Annotated in this window: 17 protein-coding genes; 2 read left to right on the top strand and 15 right to left on the bottom strand. The window is 67.8% G+C overall.

The annotated features are described in order from the left end of the window. Positions 1 to 124: 124 nt before the first annotated feature. Both ACUDTM_RS18380 and ACUDTM_RS18375 read right to left on the bottom strand, forming a co-directional pair. Positions 125 to 532: an RNA-binding S4 domain-containing protein gene (locus tag ACUDTM_RS18380; protein WP_005415742.1), complete on the bottom strand. Its 408-nt coding sequence runs from the start codon at positions 530 to 532 to the stop codon at positions 125 to 127. Between the two features lie 9 nt (positions 533 to 541). Beyond that, entirely contained in the window at positions 542 to 781 is a 240-nt protein-coding gene (locus ACUDTM_RS18375) for a hypothetical protein (protein WP_088496961.1), read from the bottom strand. Positions 782 to 843: 62 nt separating this feature from the next. Here ACUDTM_RS18375 and ACUDTM_RS18370 point away from each other — a divergent pair, with 62 nt between their 5' ends. Then, positions 844 to 2316, top strand: coding sequence for an MATE family efflux transporter (locus tag ACUDTM_RS18370; protein WP_252745489.1), 1473 nt, complete (start codon positions 844 to 846; stop codon positions 2314 to 2316). A gap of 68 nt (positions 2317 to 2384) precedes the next feature. On the opposite strand, the gene ACUDTM_RS18365 is transcribed toward ACUDTM_RS18370, so the two are convergent. The 10 genes from ACUDTM_RS18365 to ffh form a co-directional block, all read right to left on the bottom strand. Then, positions 2385 to 2792: a DUF1801 domain-containing protein gene (locus ACUDTM_RS18365; RefSeq protein WP_072166882.1), complete on the bottom strand. Its 408-nt coding sequence runs from the start codon at positions 2790 to 2792 to the stop codon at positions 2385 to 2387. Positions 2793 to 2830: 38 nt separating this feature from the next. After that, entirely contained in the window at positions 2831 to 3265 is a 435-nt protein-coding gene (locus tag ACUDTM_RS18360) for a DUF1801 domain-containing protein (RefSeq protein WP_242890018.1), read from the bottom strand. A 78-nt stretch (positions 3266 to 3343) separates the two neighbouring features. Next, positions 3344 to 3724, bottom strand: coding sequence for a DUF6404 family protein (locus ACUDTM_RS18355; RefSeq protein WP_072166884.1), 381 nt, complete (start codon positions 3722 to 3724; stop codon positions 3344 to 3346). Positions 3725 to 3806: 82 nt separating this feature from the next. After that, entirely contained in the window at positions 3807 to 4208 is a 402-nt protein-coding gene (gene rplS / locus ACUDTM_RS18350) for a 50S ribosomal protein L19 (RefSeq protein ID WP_005415736.1), read from the bottom strand. A gap of 154 nt (positions 4209 to 4362) precedes the next feature. Beyond that, positions 4363 to 5121 (bottom strand): tRNA (guanosine(37)-N1)-methyltransferase TrmD, encoded by a 759-nt coding sequence (gene trmD / locus ACUDTM_RS18345; protein WP_005415735.1) that lies wholly within the window; start codon positions 5119 to 5121, stop codon positions 4363 to 4365. Between the two features lie 8 nt (positions 5122 to 5129). After that, positions 5130 to 5642 carry a ribosome maturation factor RimM gene (gene rimM / locus ACUDTM_RS18340; RefSeq protein WP_151355342.1) on the bottom strand — a complete coding sequence of 171 codons (513 nt, stop codon included), beginning with the start codon at positions 5640 to 5642 and terminating at the stop codon, positions 5130 to 5132. Between the two features lie 44 nt (positions 5643 to 5686). Further along, on the bottom strand, positions 5687 to 5947 hold the full coding sequence (gene rpsP / locus ACUDTM_RS18335) for a 30S ribosomal protein S16 (RefSeq protein WP_005415733.1): 261 nt from the start codon (positions 5945 to 5947) through the stop codon (positions 5687 to 5689). Positions 5948 to 6034: 87 nt separating this feature from the next. Then, positions 6035 to 6847 (bottom strand): aminotransferase class IV family protein, encoded by an 813-nt coding sequence (locus ACUDTM_RS18330; RefSeq protein WP_072166885.1) that lies wholly within the window; start codon positions 6845 to 6847, stop codon positions 6035 to 6037. Further along, positions 6844 to 7920 (bottom strand): NAD(P)H-dependent flavin oxidoreductase, encoded by a 1077-nt coding sequence (locus ACUDTM_RS18325; protein WP_072166886.1) that lies wholly within the window; start codon positions 7918 to 7920, stop codon positions 6844 to 6846. The genes ACUDTM_RS18330 and ACUDTM_RS18325 overlap by 4 nt, the downstream gene beginning before the upstream one ends. Positions 7921 to 8068: 148 nt before the next feature. Next, complete coding sequence (gene ffh, locus ACUDTM_RS18320; protein ID WP_005408591.1) at positions 8069 to 9445, bottom strand: signal recognition particle protein; 1377 nt, start codon at positions 9443 to 9445, stop codon at positions 8069 to 8071. A gap of 122 nt (positions 9446 to 9567) precedes the next feature. Between ffh and ACUDTM_RS18315 the strand changes: the two genes are divergently transcribed. After that, the gene (locus tag ACUDTM_RS18315) at positions 9568 to 10362 is read left to right on the top strand and encodes a cytochrome C assembly family protein (protein ID WP_005415730.1); all 795 of its coding nucleotides are present in this window, start codon (positions 9568 to 9570) and stop codon (positions 10360 to 10362) included. 41 nt (positions 10363 to 10403) lie between these two features. Here ACUDTM_RS18315 and ACUDTM_RS18310 read toward each other — a convergent pair whose 3' ends face one another. From ACUDTM_RS18310 to ACUDTM_RS18300, 3 genes are all read right to left on the bottom strand, one after another. Then, on the bottom strand, positions 10404 to 10862 hold the full coding sequence (locus tag ACUDTM_RS18310) for a hypothetical protein (RefSeq protein WP_334271954.1): 459 nt from the start codon (positions 10860 to 10862) through the stop codon (positions 10404 to 10406). A 92-nt stretch (positions 10863 to 10954) separates the two neighbouring features. Continuing rightward, positions 10955 to 13261: a tetratricopeptide repeat protein gene (locus ACUDTM_RS18305; RefSeq protein ID WP_065178089.1), complete on the bottom strand. Its 2307-nt coding sequence runs from the start codon at positions 13259 to 13261 to the stop codon at positions 10955 to 10957. A 49-nt stretch (positions 13262 to 13310) separates the two neighbouring features. Continuing rightward, on the bottom strand, positions 13311 to 15167 hold the full coding sequence (locus tag ACUDTM_RS18300) for an ATP-binding protein (protein ID WP_088496954.1): 1857 nt from the start codon (positions 15165 to 15167) through the stop codon (positions 13311 to 13313). Positions 15168 to 15297 lie beyond the last annotated feature (130 nt).

Genomic DNA, 15297 nt, shown 5'->3' with positions numbered 1-15297 from the left:
ATTTCGGCTGGCGTCCCGCAGCGCCTGGACGCAGGCACGGTCCGGCGAGCTCTCGTTGAAGCCGTTGCCACCGCGCTGCGGCGTATCCCGGAAGGTGATGTCGCCGGCGAACGCCGGGGCTGCGTCACAGCGCGTCGATGTCCCCCAGCGCGCGGATCAACCGGCGTGCGCGCTTGTCCGGCTTGTGCTCCGGCGGCTGGAACCCGTCACGCGCGGCGATGCGCAGCGCACGCTGTTCGGCACGACGCGCCTTGGAGGCCTCGCTCTCGGCATACAGCTGCTGCGCCGTCGCTGCGGGCCCGCGCTGATCGCTCAGGCCGAGCACCTGGACCTCGAAATGCTCTTCACCACGGTCGACCTGAAGCTGCTCGCCCACGCGCACCGCGCGTGAGGATTTCGGACGCTGCCCGGCAACGCTGACCTTGCCGGTCTCGATCGCCTGCTTGGCCAGGCTGCGGGTCTTGAAGAAACGGGCCGCCCACAACCAGATGTCCAGGCGGACACTGGGTGACAGCGGGGAAAGCTCGGGCATGGGGGCAGGCTACTCCAGTGGCTTGTTGAGGGGACGCGGGTTGTCCGGGTCGGCCCGGCAGCCGGTGCCGCCGATCAATGGCCGCACCCCGGAGGCCAGGTCCTGGCGCTGGCTGCCGACCAGGCACTCGGGACGGTCGGTTGGCCGGATCTGGGTATCACCCAGCCGGTCGTCCATCGAACATGCGGCCAATACAGCGCCGATCAAGGCCAGCGCCAACCTCCGCTCCACCTGCAGTCGTTGATGCATTGCCACATCCCGCAAACTGGCTTGGTGCTAGTGTGCGCCTCCCGGGATTCGATCACCACTCCATGGCCAAAGCGCCGCTTGACCTGACCTCCGGCCCGATCGGGCGCAATCTCCTGTTGTTCTCCCTGCCGATCCTGGCGGGCAACATCGCGCAGTCGCTGAACGGTTCGGTGAACGCGGTCTGGGTCGGGCGCTTCCTGGGCGAGGCGGCACTGACCGCCACCGCGAACGCCAACAACATCATGTTCTTCCTGATCGGCTCGGTGTTCGGTTTCGGCATGGCCTCCACCATCCTGATCGGCCAGGCGATCGGCGCGCGCGACATCGCGCAGGCGCGGCGCGTGGTCGGCACCAGCGCCACCTTCTTCATCGGCCTGTCGGTGATCATCGCCCTCGCCGGCTGGTTCATGGCCCATCCGCTGCTGGCGGCGATGGGCACGCCGGCCGCTTCGCTGCCATTGGCCGAGGCCTACCTGCAGATCATCTTCCTGGCGATGCCGACGCTGTACGCGTTCGCCTTCCTCACCGCCGCGCTGCGCGGTGCCGGTGATTCGCGCACGCCATTCCGTTTCCTGATGGTGTCGGTGGCGCTGGACATCGTGCTGAACCCGGTACTGATCTTCGGCATGGGGCCGTTCCCTGCGCTGGGTATCGCCGGCTCGGCGTGGGCCACGCTGGTCGCGCAGACGCTGTCGCTGGCCGGCCTGCTGCTGTACATGCGGCACAAGCGCCACACCCTGTGGCTGGGCCGCGCCGACATGCGCCTGTTCAAGCTCGACATGACCATCCTCAAGGCGCTGGTGGTCAAGGGCGTGCCGATGGGCCTGCAGATGGTGCTGATCTCGCTGTCGGTGATCCTGCTGATGACCATGGTCAACCAGTACGGGACCGACACCGGCGCGGGCTACGGCGCTGCCCTGCAACTGTGGAACTACCTGCAGATGCCAGCGATGGCGATCGGTGCAGCGTGCTCTTCGATGGCCGCACAGAACGTGGGGGCGCAGCGCTGGGACCGCGTGCGCGGCACCGCGCGCCAAGGCGTGCTGTTCAACTTCCTGCTGACCGGCGCGTTGATCCTGCCGCTGGTGCTGTTCGATCGCCAGCTGCTGGCGCTGTTCCTGCCACCGGCCAGCCAGGCGCTGGAGATCGCGCGCCACCTCAACCACGTAGTGATCGGCTCGTTCCTGTTCTTCGGCGTCAGCTTCGTGATCTCCGGCGTGGTGCGCTCCACCGGCGCGGTGATTCCACCGCTGCTGATCCTGGCTGGCTCGCTGTGGGGCGTGCGCGTGCCGTTCGCCGAACTGCTGCAGCCTTACTGGGGCGCCGATGCGATCTGGTGGAGCTTCCCGGTCAGCTCGCTGGTGTCGATGCTGCTGTCGCTGGCGTATTACCGCTGGGGTGGCTGGCGCAAGGCGAAGATGATGGGCAAGCCCTCCCATGCCGATGCGCTGGCCACGCCCTCGGAGATTCCCGCCTGCCCACCCTCGCCGGTGGCCGACCCGGATGCGGCACTGGAGCCAGCGCCGCCACGTTGAGGTGGGTGCGGACCGTTGGTCCGCACAGGCCTGTCAGCCGAGCATGGGCTCGGCTCTACAGAAGACGGTCAGCGCTTCTTCTTCGCCGCGTTGAACGTCGCCGCCGCGCGCAGCAGCGCCTTGAACGTAGCGGCATCCGGCATCGCGCCTTGATGGATATCGATCGCGCGCCGGGTGTTGCCGTCCAGGCTGGCATTGAACAGGCCCTTCGGGTCCGGCAGCGCCGCGCCGTGGGCGAAGGTCAGTTTCACCGCCTGCCTGTAGGTTTCGCCGGTGCACAGGATGCCGTCCTGCTCCCACACCGGCGTGCCGCGCCACTTCCAGGTCTCCTGCACGTCGGGCAGGGCTTCATGGATCAAGGCGCGCACGCGTGCCAGCGTTTCGCCGCGCCAGTCACCCAGTTCGGCGATGCGCGCGTCGATCAGTTCAGCGGCCGGTGTTCCGGCATCGGCAGGGTTCGGTGCATGCGTGACCATCAGCGGCTCTCGTCGGGAAGGGAATCGGAACGTCGGGGTTACATGCGCTCGCCGGGCAACGCGGCGGCCTGGCGCACCCAGTCGCGGAACTGCGTTTCATCCAACGGGGCATCTTCGAAGATGTGCAGGTAACGCGTATTGGCGCTCCTGGACGGCTCGGGCGGCACTGGCGCCAGTGCCGCGCCGCGGAAGAACGCCACCTTGATGTAGCGGGTGAAGCAATGGAAGCTGAGAAACCACCCTTCGCCCGGCGCAACCGCATACATCGGCGAGTTCCACTTCACCGCCTTGTGCACGCCAGGTACGGCCTGCTCGATCAATGCATCCAGTCGCGCGCCGATCGCACGTTTCCAGTCCGGCATGGCGGCGATGTATGCCTGCACCGGCGCATCGCCCTCGCCCTTGGCGATCTGCGGGTTGCCACCGGACAGCAGCGTGGGCGCAGTGGAAGGTGCGGTTCGCTTGGCAGGCATCGCACGGCACGGGCATCGGGATGAAGCTGCAGCCTAGCGCGGGCCCGCCGTGTGGTCACGGCGCAGTGCGCCATCGGCTCAGTCTGCCTGCCGTGCGCGGAACCGTCGCCAGTCCGGCAGCTTGCGGTGGCGGCGCAGCGAGCGCATCAGCGCCGCCATCACCATGCCGAACAGCACGCCAGCCGACAGGCCGGCCACCAGCAACAGCGCCAGCGGGCGCTCGCTGCCCTGCCACAGCATCAGCCACATCAGCGCGGTCCAGAACAGCCCGAACAGCAGGCCCTGCACCAACGCGTTGGTAGCAAATCCGGCCAGGATCGGCGGCGGCAGTGCAATGCCCAGGCGCCACAGCAGGCGATGCAGCAGCGGTGCCGACTGCACGCGCGCCAGCCCCTGGCCGTCCAGGAAGCGCAGCGCCGACTGGATCACGGCAGGATAGCGCGGGTTGATGTCGCTCATCACCTGATCGTGGCCGATGCGATGCCGGAAACGCAAACGGCCACCCGAAGGTGGCCGTCGCGGCAACAACCGAAGTTGTTTATCAGGCCTTGTCGGCCAGACGGGCAGCCTTGGCGGCAGCAGCGGCAGCCAGGTCTTCCTTGATGCGGGCAGCCTTGCCTTCCAGGCCACGCAGGTAGTACAGCTTGCCGGCGCGGACCTTACCACGACGCTTCACTTCGACCGAGTCGATGATGGCGCTGTGGGTCTGGAAAACGCGCTCGACGCCGTAGCCGTGCGAGATCTTGCGGACGGTGAACGAGGAGTTCAGGCCGGCATTCTTGGTGGCGATGACGACGCCTTCGTAGGCCTGCACGCGCTCGCGGCTGCCTTCCTTCACCTTCACGTTGACGACAACGGTGTCGCCCTGGCTGAACTTCGGCAGTTCACGGGTGATCTGGGCGGATTCGAATTCCGCGACGATGGACTTGTTCAGCTTGCTCATGGGTTACACCGATTCTTGTTCGGGTGGGCGTGTCATATCGACAACGTGGGCTCATGCAGTCACCGGACTGTGCTGCACGTTTGTTTTGGGTACTGCGCGCGCCAACCGGGGCTGGCGGGAATTGGCCATGATAGCCGATAAAGCCAGCCCTGCGCTAGGGGCTGGCCTTCTGGTTCCGGGCCTGGCGGCCCTGCTCCAGCAGTTTGCGGTCGGCCTTGCCCAGTGCCTGTTCATCCAGCAGGTCCGGGCGCCGCTGGGCGGTCCGGAGCAGCGACTGCTGGCGGCGCCAGGCGGCGATGGCAGCGTGGTTGCCCGAGCGCAGCACCTCCGGCACGTCCCCCAGCGGGTGCTGGGCCGGCTGGCTGTAATGCGGGCAGTCGAGCAGACCGAGGTCGCCCTCGAAGCTGTCCTGCGCCGCCGACTCCGCATCGTTCAGGGCACCGTCCTGCAGGCGGGCCACGGCGTCGATGATCACCGCCGCGCCCAGCTCGCCCCCGGACAGCACGTAGTCGCCGAGGGAGATTTCCTCGTCGACATTGGCCTCCAGGAAACGCTCGTCGATGCCCTCGTAGCGGCCACAGAGCAGGACCATGCGCGGCAGCGCCGCCAGTTCCCGCACCTTGGCCTGGGTCAACGGCGCGCCCTGCGGACTGAGGTAGATCACCCGCGCCGGGGTGGGATCGGCCTCTCGGATCGCCTGCAGGCAGGCCTGCAGCGGCTCGATCAGCATCACCATGCCCGGGCCACCACCGAACGGACGGTCGTCCACCCGGCGGTAGTTGCCTTCGGCGTAATCACGGGGGTTCCAGCCATGCAGGCTGAACAGTCCCTTCTCCTGCGCGCGCCCGACCACGCCCAGTCCAGCGGACTGGGCGAGGAACTCGGGAAACAGGGTGATGACGTCGAAACGCATGCTCACACTCAGAACTCGGGATCCCAGTCGACCACGATCAGGTTGGCCTCGAAATCGACCGATTTGACGAAGTCCGGCTGCACGAACGGAATCATCCGCTCGCGGTCACCCCGGACCACCACCACGTCATTGGCGCCGGTGCTGAACAGGTGCGAGACCTGGCCCAGGGCGACGCCCTCGGTGGTCTTCACATCCAGGCCTTCCAGGTCCACCCAGTAATACTCATCGGGCTTCGGCGGCGGCAGGGCACTGCGGGCCACGTAGATCTCGGTGCCGCGCATCGCTTCGACCACATCGCGATCCTCGACCCCGGGAAAACGGGCCACCAGGTGCTTGCCGCTGTCGCGGCCGCGTACACCCTCAACCGTGATTTCCACGCCGGACGGGCTGCGCACGATCCACGGCTGGTAACGGAAAATGGCGGAACGAGGCTCGGTCCAGGACTCGAGCTTGATTTCGCCGCGCACACCAAAAGCGCCGACAACCCTGCCCAGCAGGATGCGGCGCTCGATATCTTTCATCTGCGTCAACCAAGAGGGCCACGCCGAAGCGTGGCCCGTCAGGATCAGGCCGCAGCGGCCTGGGACTTGGTCGCTTCCTTGATCAGGTTGCGGACCTTGTCGGTCGGCTGGGCGCCGTTCTTGACCCAATGGTCAACGCGGGCCAGGTCCAGCTCGATGCGCTTCTCGGCGCCCTGGGCGACCGGGTTGTAGAAGCCAACGCGCTCGATGTTGCGGCCGTCGCGCGCGCTGCGCACGTCGGTGACGATGATGTGGTAGAACGGACGCTTCTTGGCGCCGCCGCGGGTCAGTCGGATCTTGACCATGGTGTTTTTCCTATTGCCCAGTCGCCAGGATGGCGAGGTAAGCGGGCGATTATAGCGGCAGATCGCGGCCGGGCCAACCCCGGGGGGTCAGATCGCTTTTGTGCCGCAAAAGCGGGCTGACCCCAATCCCTGCCAGGCCACCGCCGCCAGCACCACCCTGCCCTGTTCAGCCAGCGCCTGCGAGCCGGGCAGGACATGCCCGTCAATGGCCTCCAGCGCCCACAGGCCGCTGGCGTTGCAGGCAAAAGCCGCCTTCACGCCGGCCAGATCGGCCAGCGGCAGCGGCTGAGTGACCTGAGGTCCCGGCCAATGCTGCTTCAGCAGTGCCTCGGCAGTCCCGCGCAGGGCCGGCGCCTGTGGCCAGAGCAGCCGCTCACCATCGTGCACGGCCAGGTTCCAGGTGCTGCCTTCACTCACGTCGCCATCGGCGGTGACAAACAGCGCATCGTCGAATCCGGCCGCCAGCGCCGCGCGGCGTTCGGCGAACAAACCAAACGTGCCGACGTGCTTGATCTGCGGCAGTTCACGCTGCCAGGCCACGCTGCGCACGCGCTTGGCGACGGTCAGCGTCACCGGCGCTGACACCGCCACCAGCACGTCCACCGGCACCGCCGCCAGCGGATTGCGGAAATCGAAGCGGCGCGAGTACACCGTCACCCGCAGCGAGGCATCGACCTGCCCTGACTGCTGCAATGCCTGCGCCATCCATGCCTGTACCTGCACCGTGTCCAGTTCGCTGCCGAACAGTTCGCGCGTAGCCTGTGACAGCCGCGCCAGATGCAGGTCCAGCCCCTGCACTGCACCACCACGCACCTGCAGCGAGGTGAAGTGGCCGTAATTCACCAGCGCCGGCAGGAGATCCTTCACCTGCGCCGCCCGGCCGTTGCAGCTCACCATCATGGCAGCAGTGCCTGCGCCTGTTCCCACATGCCGCGCAGCACGTCGGCGGCCGGCTGCGCCGGTGCCATCCACGCCGACTGCCCGGCCCAGGCCTGCATCGCTGCGAGACGATTGTCCTGCGCCGCCTGCCTGCGCATCGGGGCGGTCAGGCCGCGCTGCACCGGGTATGGACGCGGCGCGGGGGCGCCTTCTGCGGCAGCGGCGCGCACATAGGGCGTCGCCAGGCCACGGCCCAGGCGACCACTGAAGGCGCGGGTCGGCCAGGTATCTTCCGGTTCGCTGGCGGCCAGCCCATCGGCCCACGCCGAAGCGATCGCCGCTTCCGGCGTGCGCAGGAAGGCGGTGCCGATCTGCACCGCACTGGCACCCAAGGTGAGTGCGGCAGCGATGCCACGGCCATCGGCGATGCCGCCGGCGGCAATCACCGGAATCTGCAGCTGATCGGCCAGGCGCGGCAGCAGCGCAAACAGTCCCACCAGCTGGCGCTCGGCCATCGCCGGATCAAAGGAACCACGATGGCCGCCGGCCTCCGCGCCCTGCGCCACCACCGCGTCGGCGCCGGCGTCCTGTGCCGCGCGCGCTTCGGACAAGGTGGTGGCACAGGCGATCCAGGCGATGCCGGCGTCCTTCAACTGCTGCACGTGGCGCGGCAGCAGCACGCCCATGATGGTCGAGGCCACCGCAGGACGCGCCGCCAGCAGTGCGGCGAACTGTTCTTCGAAGTCGGCCGGCGTGGCGTCGGCGGCGCTGGCCGGCACCTCCGGGCCCCATTGCGCGAGGAAGGCGCGGCTGGCGGCCTCGGCGGCAACGTCACGGGCAGGTACAGGGTCCGGCATCCACAGGTTCACCTGCGCCGGACCGCTGGAGGCTGCGCGGAAGTCATCCATCCAGCGACCGATATCGGCCGAAGAGGACAACACCGCGCCCATTGCGCCCATGCTGCCGGCGTTGGCCAGCGCAGCCGACAACGGTACCGGGCAGGCACCGGCCATCGGTGCCAGCAGGATCGGAACGGAAACGCCAAAGCGCCGGCAGAACGCCTCGGCGCGGGAAGCTACAGCGGAACTCTGCATGACGGCCCATCGTTTCGGACAGGCCCCCATGGTGCGCGCAGGACAGGGGAAGAGTCGAGCCTGCTGCCCGACGGCCTGCTGCGGCGCTTGTGCGCCGCCGCCCGAGCGTGGGCCCGGGCGCTACATCAGATTGCGGACGGGGCCGTCATCAACGGAACGGCATGCCGCGGCCGCCCATGGCGCCCATCATGCCCTTCATGCTGCGCAACATGCCCTTCATGCCACCGCCGGCCATCTTGCTCATCATCTTTTCCATCTGCATGTACTGCTTCATCAGCTTGTTGACGTCGGCCGGCGTCACGCCCGAGCCCTTGGCGATGCGCGCGCGGCGCGAGCCGTTGAGCAGGTTCGGATTGCGCCGTTCCTTCTTGGTCATCGAGCTGATGATGGCGATCATGCGCGGCACTTCCTTGCCCTGGCTGACCTGCTGCTTCAGATGGTCGGGGATGTTGCCCAGGCCCGGCAGCTTGTCCATCAGGCCGCCGATGCCGCCCATGTTCTGCATCTGCTCCAGCTGGTCACGCATGTCGTTCAGGTCGAATTTCTTGCCCTTGGCGACCTTCTCGGCCAGCTTGGCGGCCTTGTCCTTGTCGACCTGCTGCTCGACCTGCTCGACCAGCGACAGCACGTCGCCCATGTCGAGGATGCGGCTGGCGATACGGTCCGGGTGGAACACGTCCAGGCCTTCCGGCTTTTCACTGACACCGACGAACTTGATCGGCTTGCCGGTGATGTAGCGCACGCTCAGCGCGGCGCCGCCGCGGGCGTCACCGTCGGTCTTGGTCAGCACCACGCCGGTCAGCGGCAGGGCATCGCCGAAGGCCTTGGCGGTATTGGCCGCGTCCTGGCCGGTCATGGCGTCGACTACGAACAGCGTTTCGGCCGGATTCACCGCAGCGTGCAGGGCCTTGATCTCGGCCATCATCGCTTCGTCGATGGCCAGGCGGCCGGCGGTATCGACCAGCAGCACGTCGACGAACGACTTGCGTGCATCGTCGATGGCGGCGCGGACAATGGCTTCCGGCTTCTGGTCGGCACTGGACGGGAAGAACAGCACGCCGACCTGCTCGGCCAGGGTCTTCAGCTGTTCGATCGCGGCCGGACGGTAGACGTCGGCCGAGACCACCATCACCTTCTTCTTGCGCTTTTCCTTCAGGTGCTTGGCCAGCTTGCCCACGGTGGTGGTCTTGCCGGCGCCCTGCAGGCCCGCCATCAGGATGATGGCCGGAGCGGGCACATTGAGGTTCAGGTCGCTGGCTTCGGCGCCCATCACCGCAGTCAGCTCGTCGCGCACGACCTTGATCAGCGCCTGGCCCGGGGTCAGCGACTTCAGCACTTCCTGGCCGACCGCGCGCACCTTGATGCGCTCGATCAGGGCCTGCACCACCGGCAGCGCAACGTCGGCCTCGAGCAGCGCGATGCGCACTTCGCGGGTCGCCTCGCGGATGTTCTCCTCGGTCAGGCGGCCACGGCCACGCAGGCGCTCGATGGTGCCGGAAAGGCGCTGGGTCAGGGACTCGAACATGCGGCGCAACCTGTCTGAAAGCGGGGGACAATAAGGCAGGCAGTATAACGGGTCCGGCTGTCTCCCCGGACTGCGGCCACGGGGCCGTCGCCAGCATCACGGGGGTATGCGAAACTGCAACGATGACAATCGTTCTCATCGCCGTCCTGCTCTACCTGGCTGCCAGTGCCCTGCTGGTGCGCGCGCTTGGCCGCGATGAGACGACCGGCTCCCCCATCTGGCTGTGGCCGGCCCTGCCCGCCATGCTGCTGCACGGCGGCTACCACGTGATGGTGGCGATGCGCACCAACGGCGGGCCGGACATGCACTTCTTCGCCGCACTGTCGCTGGTCGGCCTGGGCATGGCCTGGCTGACGTCGCTGGTCGGCGCGCGCGGGCGGATGTCGGCGCTGGGCGTGGTGGTGTTCCCGCTGGCCGCCGTGCTGCTGCTGGCCTACCATGGTTACGGCCACGAACCGAGCAAGGTACTGGGCTGGCGCCTGGCCAGCCACGCCTGGCTGGCCCTGCTGGCCTACGCCACGCTGAGCATCGCCGCGTTGCTGGCGATCATGCTGTGGCTGCAGGAACGCGCGCTGCGCCGCCGCGAGTTCCGGCCTTGGCTGCGGGCACTGCCGCCGCTGGCCGACCTGGAATCACTGCTGTTCCGGGTGATCACCGTCGGCTTCGCGCTGCTGACCCTGACCCTGGTCACCGGGGTGCTGTTCGTCGACGACCTGCTGGCGCAGAAGCTGGTGCACAAGACCGTGCTGAGCGTGCTGTCGTGGATCGTGTTCGGCGTGCTGCTGATCGGCCGCCGGCGCTACGGCTGGCGCGGCATGAAGGCGGTGCACTGGACGCTGGCGGCGATGCTGTTGCTGCTGCTGGCCTTCTTCGGCAGCCAGTTCGTGATCGAACTGGTGTTCGGGCATTCGCGATAGGCGGTGTGCCGACCAACGGTCGGCACCCACCGGCGCTACCGTCAAGGCTGGGCCAGGATCGTCCGCACCGAACGACCACTGTTGGTGACGATGTCATCAACCTGCCAGCACCCCTGCCCGTGGCGCACCATCGGCAGGCGGGTCAGGTAGGCCTTCTTCCACACCGAATAGCGCATCTCGACCTGGCCGGCGGAGGCCGAAGCCTCCTTCCAGCTGTAGCGCACCGGGGTTTCGATGTCACCGTCCTGCGCATCCAGCCACGGATCCGAATCGATGGTGCAGATGCCCTCTTCGCGCTGCTGGCAGGCGCGCTCTCCACGCAGTGCCTTGCCGAAGGCAGGGCTGACCAGCGCCGGGGGTGGCTCCAGCAGATCACCATCGCCCGTCGTTGCCGCGTAGAAGGCGCGGGCCACCGCCTCTGGTTCCTGGCAGGCGGGTGACGCCTGCACGGCAGGGGCCAGCAGCAGCCCGGCGATCATCAACATCCCTGTCTTTCGCATGTATTTTTCCCTGAGGTAGTGCCGGCCGCTGGCCGGCAATACAGGATCTCCCGGTGCTGCCGGCCAGCGGCCGGCACTACCCGATATCCGGCCTACAACCCGTAACGCTCGATCACGTCCAGATGCGGCTGGCGATCCTGGTCACAGGCTTCAGCCAGGCGCAGCCAGCAATGCGGATGCGGCCACGTCGCGGTGTGCTGCTGCAGGAAGCGGTGCAGTGCCAGCGGTGCGTGGTCCTGCGGCTGGGCCACGGTGAACAGCAGGCCGGGCAGCGTACCCTCTTCCACATCGGGGTCGGTGACGGTGTAGTCCGGCCGGCTGTGTGACCACACCTTCCAGCCCTGTGCTTCGGCCGCCTCGACGAAGGCATTCCAGGCATCTTCGCCCGGGTGCGCGCCATCGATCATCCAGCTGCGGGCGAAGCCGCCGCGCTCCAGCACATGCACCTGCGCATAGGTCGGGATGAAATGCTCGCGTGCTTCCTCCTCCTCTGGTGCCGGATGCACCAGCGCGGCATCGAACACCACCCAGTCGCCCACCTGCTGGGCGCGGTTGGACGGCGCGTTCTCGACGATGCGCGCGGTCACCGGACCGCTGCGACGGGCGTAGTACTCCATCGGCTCGCCGTTTTCTTCACTGCGGATGATCACCCAGCCCCACGGCTCCTCTACCACGCCGTCCTGGCTGGACAATTCCATGCCAAGCGCCGCCGCCGAGCGGCGCACGGCGTCCCAGTCGCGCGCGGCGCTGGCTGCGCTCATGTGGTCCCAATGCGCGGCATTGGGCTCGTCCAGCAGCTCCACCAGCTGTGCATAACAGGCCTGGGCCTCGCTGAAACGGCCGGTTTCCATGTACATGCGCGCCAGCGTGCCGCGCGCGCCGTGCGAGCCCGGAGACAGCTCCAGAAGCGATCGGGCCGCCTGCTCCAGCGCCGGCCAGTCGGACACGCGGCGTGCACGCTGCACCTCGCACCAGTGCGCGAACACTGGCACGCTGCCGCGATACAGATCGGCCAGCTGGCGCAGTCCGTCGTCGTCGCCCTGTTCGGCCAGCCAGCGCATCAGCGTGTAGGCCGCGGGGCCATCGTGCTGCACATGGCCGCGTACGAACCGCCACAGCAGCGACCGCGCCTCGGCCTGCGCGCCGCAGGCATTCAGTGCCGAGGCGGCCATGTCGGCCAGCGCCTCGTCATCGGGTAGCTCGGCATGCGCCTGCAGCAACCACTGCGCTTCGCGCTCGGGATCGCGCGACTGGTTCTGTTCGCCCTGCGCGTCCAGCCATGCCAGCAGCTCGCCCGCCGGCACCGGCAGCGGCGCGACGTCCGGCAATGCCTCGATGCGCGCGGCCAGGCCGGCCACCAGCGCCGCGGCACCCCGATCCTGGCGCAGCTGCGCCAGATGGGTGCGGGCCAGTTCGAGCTGCCGCAGTGCGACCCAGCGCGCGCCACGCTGCAGGGCGAGTTCCAGGCTCAACGCCGCGACTTCGATCAGCAGGCGGTGCGAACCGACCCGTGCGAAGTGCTCGATGATGGTGTTGAAGCGCGTGCCCAGATCCCACGTATTGCGCGCGGGATCACGCTGGCACAGTGCTGCGGCGGTGTTTGCCCACAGCCGCCAGTAGTTCGGGGTCAGCTCGCTCCACGGCACCAGCTGCTGCAGCGCCTCTTCGTCGCGGCCAAGCTGGGCCAGCGCCCAGGCCTTGGACAAGCGACGCGGCACCGTGCAGTTGGCCGGCTCGTACTCTCCGGACGCAGCAACTTCGGCTTCCCGTTTTTCGATCAGCGCCAGTGCCTCATCGGCACGGCCCATGCCCAGCAGGATCTTGATCTGCATCTCCGGGAAGCTGTCGAACACTTCCTTGCCACAGGCTTCCACGGCATCGGCCTGCACCTGCAGGTAATCCAGCGCCGCCTGGCCACGGCCATCATCGAGCAGCGCATCGGCCTTCTCGCAGCTCAGGCACTGGAAACAGGCCCAGCTCGGATCGATGCGGCCAAGGGTTTCGTCGCAGACCTCGATGCGCTCGGGCACCCAGCCCGGGCCGTCGATGTTGCCGTAGCAAGCGGCCAGGTCCTGGGTCACGCAGATCGACTGCGGGCATTCCAGGGTGTCCTCGCGGTGCGCGCGCTCGAACAGCGCTACGGCTTCGCCGAGTGCGCTCTCGCCTTCCACGCGGTTGCCGACGCGGTTGCGCAGCGCCCAGTGGCCGACATAGACGTCAACCCACGGGTTGTCCAGTGCCTTGCCCAGGGCGCGTGCTTCGGGCAGCAGCGCATCGACGCGGTCGATCTGCAGTTCACTGACCTCGTCGGCGAGGCGGTTCAGCAGGTGCGCGTTCTGCGCCTGGCCGGCCTGGCGCAGGTCACCCTGCAGCTTTTCGACCCAGTTCCAGATGTCCATGGGGGTAATTGCTCCTGTCTAGCGAAGGCTGGATGAGAAGGTGCGGTGCTCAGCGCAGCATCTGCTGCAGGGCACCGGCGATATCGGTGAAGGCACCATTGAGATCCGGGCCCGGCGTAGCAGTCGCGCGTGCCAGCGGGCGGCCCTGCGCGGCGACGATGACTTTCAGCGAGCGCAGCAGGCGGGCTGCGGCCTCGGCCTGTGGGTGGCCCTCGCGCTGGGCGCGCAGCAGTGCCTGCACCGCCGGGTTGTCGAGATTGAGATACAGCCGCGACGGTGCGCGTGATTCGATGCGCGCGGTGAACTGTCGCGCCAGGCGCAGCGCGGCCATCGAGACGCGCTTGTCGTTCTCGTCGTCTTCCAGCCGTTGCTTCAGCTCGGCCTCGCGGTCGGGCACCACCACCACCGGCAGCGCCTCCGGGCTGAAACGTGCGGGCAGCAGCTGCTCGCCGTCGCCCAGCTGTTCGCGCAGCCACGCCAGCTGCGCCTCGTCGAGGCTGTCATCACTGCGGAACAGTGCGCGGTTGCCCTGCTCGGTGCCGAGCTCGACCAGGCGCAGGCCCTTGGCCTGGGCCCAGCGCCGCAGGAACGGCACCACCGCGTAGCGATGGCCATGCGCGACCGGTACGCCCATCGCGCGGAACAGCATCTCTTCAAAGCCACCGCCGTTGTCGAGGATGACATGCACGGCACCGCGCGCCGGCAGCGCACTGGCCGGCAGGTCGCCCTGCGAAGTCGGCACCCGCACATGCTCCATCAGCAGTTCGAACAGGCGGTCATCGCACAGTGCCGCACCCAGCAGCGCCTCGTTGTGGCGGGTCAGCACGCGCCGCCAGGCTTCCGGTTGCTGCTTCGCAACGTCGGCCAGGCCGTCGATCAGCGCCTCCAGCAGTGCATGCTGCACCGCGCGGTACTGGTCATCGCGCTGCAGGTCTTCGCGGCTGGCGGTGGGCGTCAACCGCGAGGATTCGATCACCCCGCCGATGAAACCGGCCCACGGCGGCAGCAGGTCGCGCGCGTCGTCATCCAGCAGCATCCCACGCACGAACACCGACAGGTTGCGGTTGTCGCTGGTGCCATAGGTGGCGCCGTCCTGCACCCACAGCAGGCCAGTGGCATCGCTGTTGCCATCGGCACGCAACGGCACGGTGACGATCGGTTCGAAATCGTGCTCGAACCGCGCGGCGAACTGCAGCGCCTGCCGGCGGGCCTGCACCGGATGCACGGCGACCTCCCCCTGGCCGCGCCACGGCGGCGGCTCGGGATTGAGCGCCTCGCCCGCAGCACCGATGAAGATCGGCTCGGACAGCAACGCGCAGTAGCGGCCCAGCACCTCATGCAGGCGCGCCTCGTTGGCCAGCGGCAGGAAGTCCGGATGCAGCTCCAGCTCCACCTCAGTGCCCACCGCGCGTGCAGGCACTTCGCTGACGGTGTATTGCTCGGCGTTGCTGGACACGTACAGATGGCCCAGATCCGGCGTCTGGTAAGAGGTGGTGCGCACGCTGACCCGGCGGGCCAGCACGAAGGCCGACAGGAAGCCGAGGCCGAACATGCCGATCAGCCCTTCATCGTCCTCTCCGCCCTGGCGCAGGCCACGGGTGTAGCCGACGCCGACGGTGGCCAGGTAATCGTGGATCTCCTGGCGGGTCAGGCCAGCACCGGTATCAGTGATGCGCAGCACGCCGGCACCGGCATCAACCTGCACCGAAATGCGCGAAGGCACGTCAACGCCGGGCTGCTCGATGCGGCGGCGGATGATCGAGTCATGCGCGTTCTGTACCAGCTCACGCAGCGCCACCACCGGGGTGGAATACAGGTGCTTGCCCAGCACCGTCATCAGTCCATTGAGATCGACCCCGGCACGACGGATCTCGGCGTTGGGGGTGGTGAGTGCGGTGTCCTGCATGTAATCGTTTACTCCTGGGCACGGAAAGACGCCAGAGGGCGACTTCGTCGAGCGGGAAAAACTAGCACAGTGAAGCTGACCGTTACTGCATTGGGCACTTGTAGAGCCGAGCCCATGCTCGGCTGCTGTT

The organism is Stenotrophomonas maltophilia group sp. vghtpe118 (assembly GCF_052605195.1).
Note: the sequence above shows the minus strand (reverse complement) of the source record. Positions and strands in the feature narration are given on the sequence as shown.

Excerpts from the sequence above, each read along its gene's own strand:
- ACUDTM_RS18380 (WP_005415742.1), bottom strand. The coding sequence starts at position 532 with ATGCCCGAGCTTTCCCCGCTGTCACCCAGTGTCCGCCTGGACATCTGG.
- ACUDTM_RS18375 (WP_088496961.1), bottom strand. The coding sequence starts at position 781 with ATGCATCAACGACTGCAGGTGGAGCGGAGGTTGGCGCTGGCCTTGATC.
- ACUDTM_RS18370 (WP_252745489.1), top strand. The coding sequence starts at position 844 with ATGGCCAAAGCGCCGCTTGACCTGACCTCCGGCCCGATCGGGCGCAAT.
- ACUDTM_RS18365 (WP_072166882.1), bottom strand. The coding sequence starts at position 2,792 with ATGGTCACGCATGCACCGAACCCTGCCGATGCCGGAACACCGGCCGCT.
- ACUDTM_RS18360 (WP_242890018.1), bottom strand. The coding sequence starts at position 3,265 with ATGCCTGCCAAGCGAACCGCACCTTCCACTGCGCCCACGCTGCTGTCC.
- ACUDTM_RS18355 (WP_072166884.1), bottom strand. The coding sequence starts at position 3,724 with ATGAGCGACATCAACCCGCGCTATCCTGCCGTGATCCAGTCGGCGCTG.
- rplS (WP_005415736.1), bottom strand. The coding sequence starts at position 4,208 with ATGAGCAAGCTGAACAAGTCCATCGTCGCGGAATTCGAATCCGCCCAG.
- trmD (WP_005415735.1), bottom strand. The coding sequence starts at position 5,121 with ATGCGTTTCGACGTCATCACCCTGTTTCCCGAGTTCCTCGCCCAGTCC.
- rimM (WP_151355342.1), bottom strand. The coding sequence starts at position 5,642 with ATGAAAGATATCGAGCGCCGCATCCTGCTGGGCAGGGTTGTCGGCGCT.
- rpsP (WP_005415733.1), bottom strand. The coding sequence starts at position 5,947 with ATGGTCAAGATCCGACTGACCCGCGGCGGCGCCAAGAAGCGTCCGTTC.
- ACUDTM_RS18330 (WP_072166885.1), bottom strand. The coding sequence starts at position 6,847 with ATGATGGTGAGCTGCAACGGCCGGGCGGCGCAGGTGAAGGATCTCCTG.
- ACUDTM_RS18325 (WP_072166886.1), bottom strand. The coding sequence starts at position 7,920 with ATGCAGAGTTCCGCTGTAGCTTCCCGCGCCGAGGCGTTCTGCCGGCGC.
- ffh (WP_005408591.1), bottom strand. The coding sequence starts at position 9,445 with ATGTTCGAGTCCCTGACCCAGCGCCTTTCCGGCACCATCGAGCGCCTG.
- ACUDTM_RS18315 (WP_005415730.1), top strand. The coding sequence starts at position 9,568 with ATGACAATCGTTCTCATCGCCGTCCTGCTCTACCTGGCTGCCAGTGCC.
- ACUDTM_RS18310 (WP_334271954.1), bottom strand. The coding sequence starts at position 10,862 with ATGCGAAAGACAGGGATGTTGATGATCGCCGGGCTGCTGCTGGCCCCT.
- ACUDTM_RS18305 (WP_065178089.1), bottom strand. The coding sequence starts at position 13,261 with ATGGACATCTGGAACTGGGTCGAAAAGCTGCAGGGTGACCTGCGCCAG.
- ACUDTM_RS18300 (WP_088496954.1), bottom strand. The coding sequence starts at position 15,167 with ATGCAGGACACCGCACTCACCACCCCCAACGCCGAGATCCGTCGTGCC.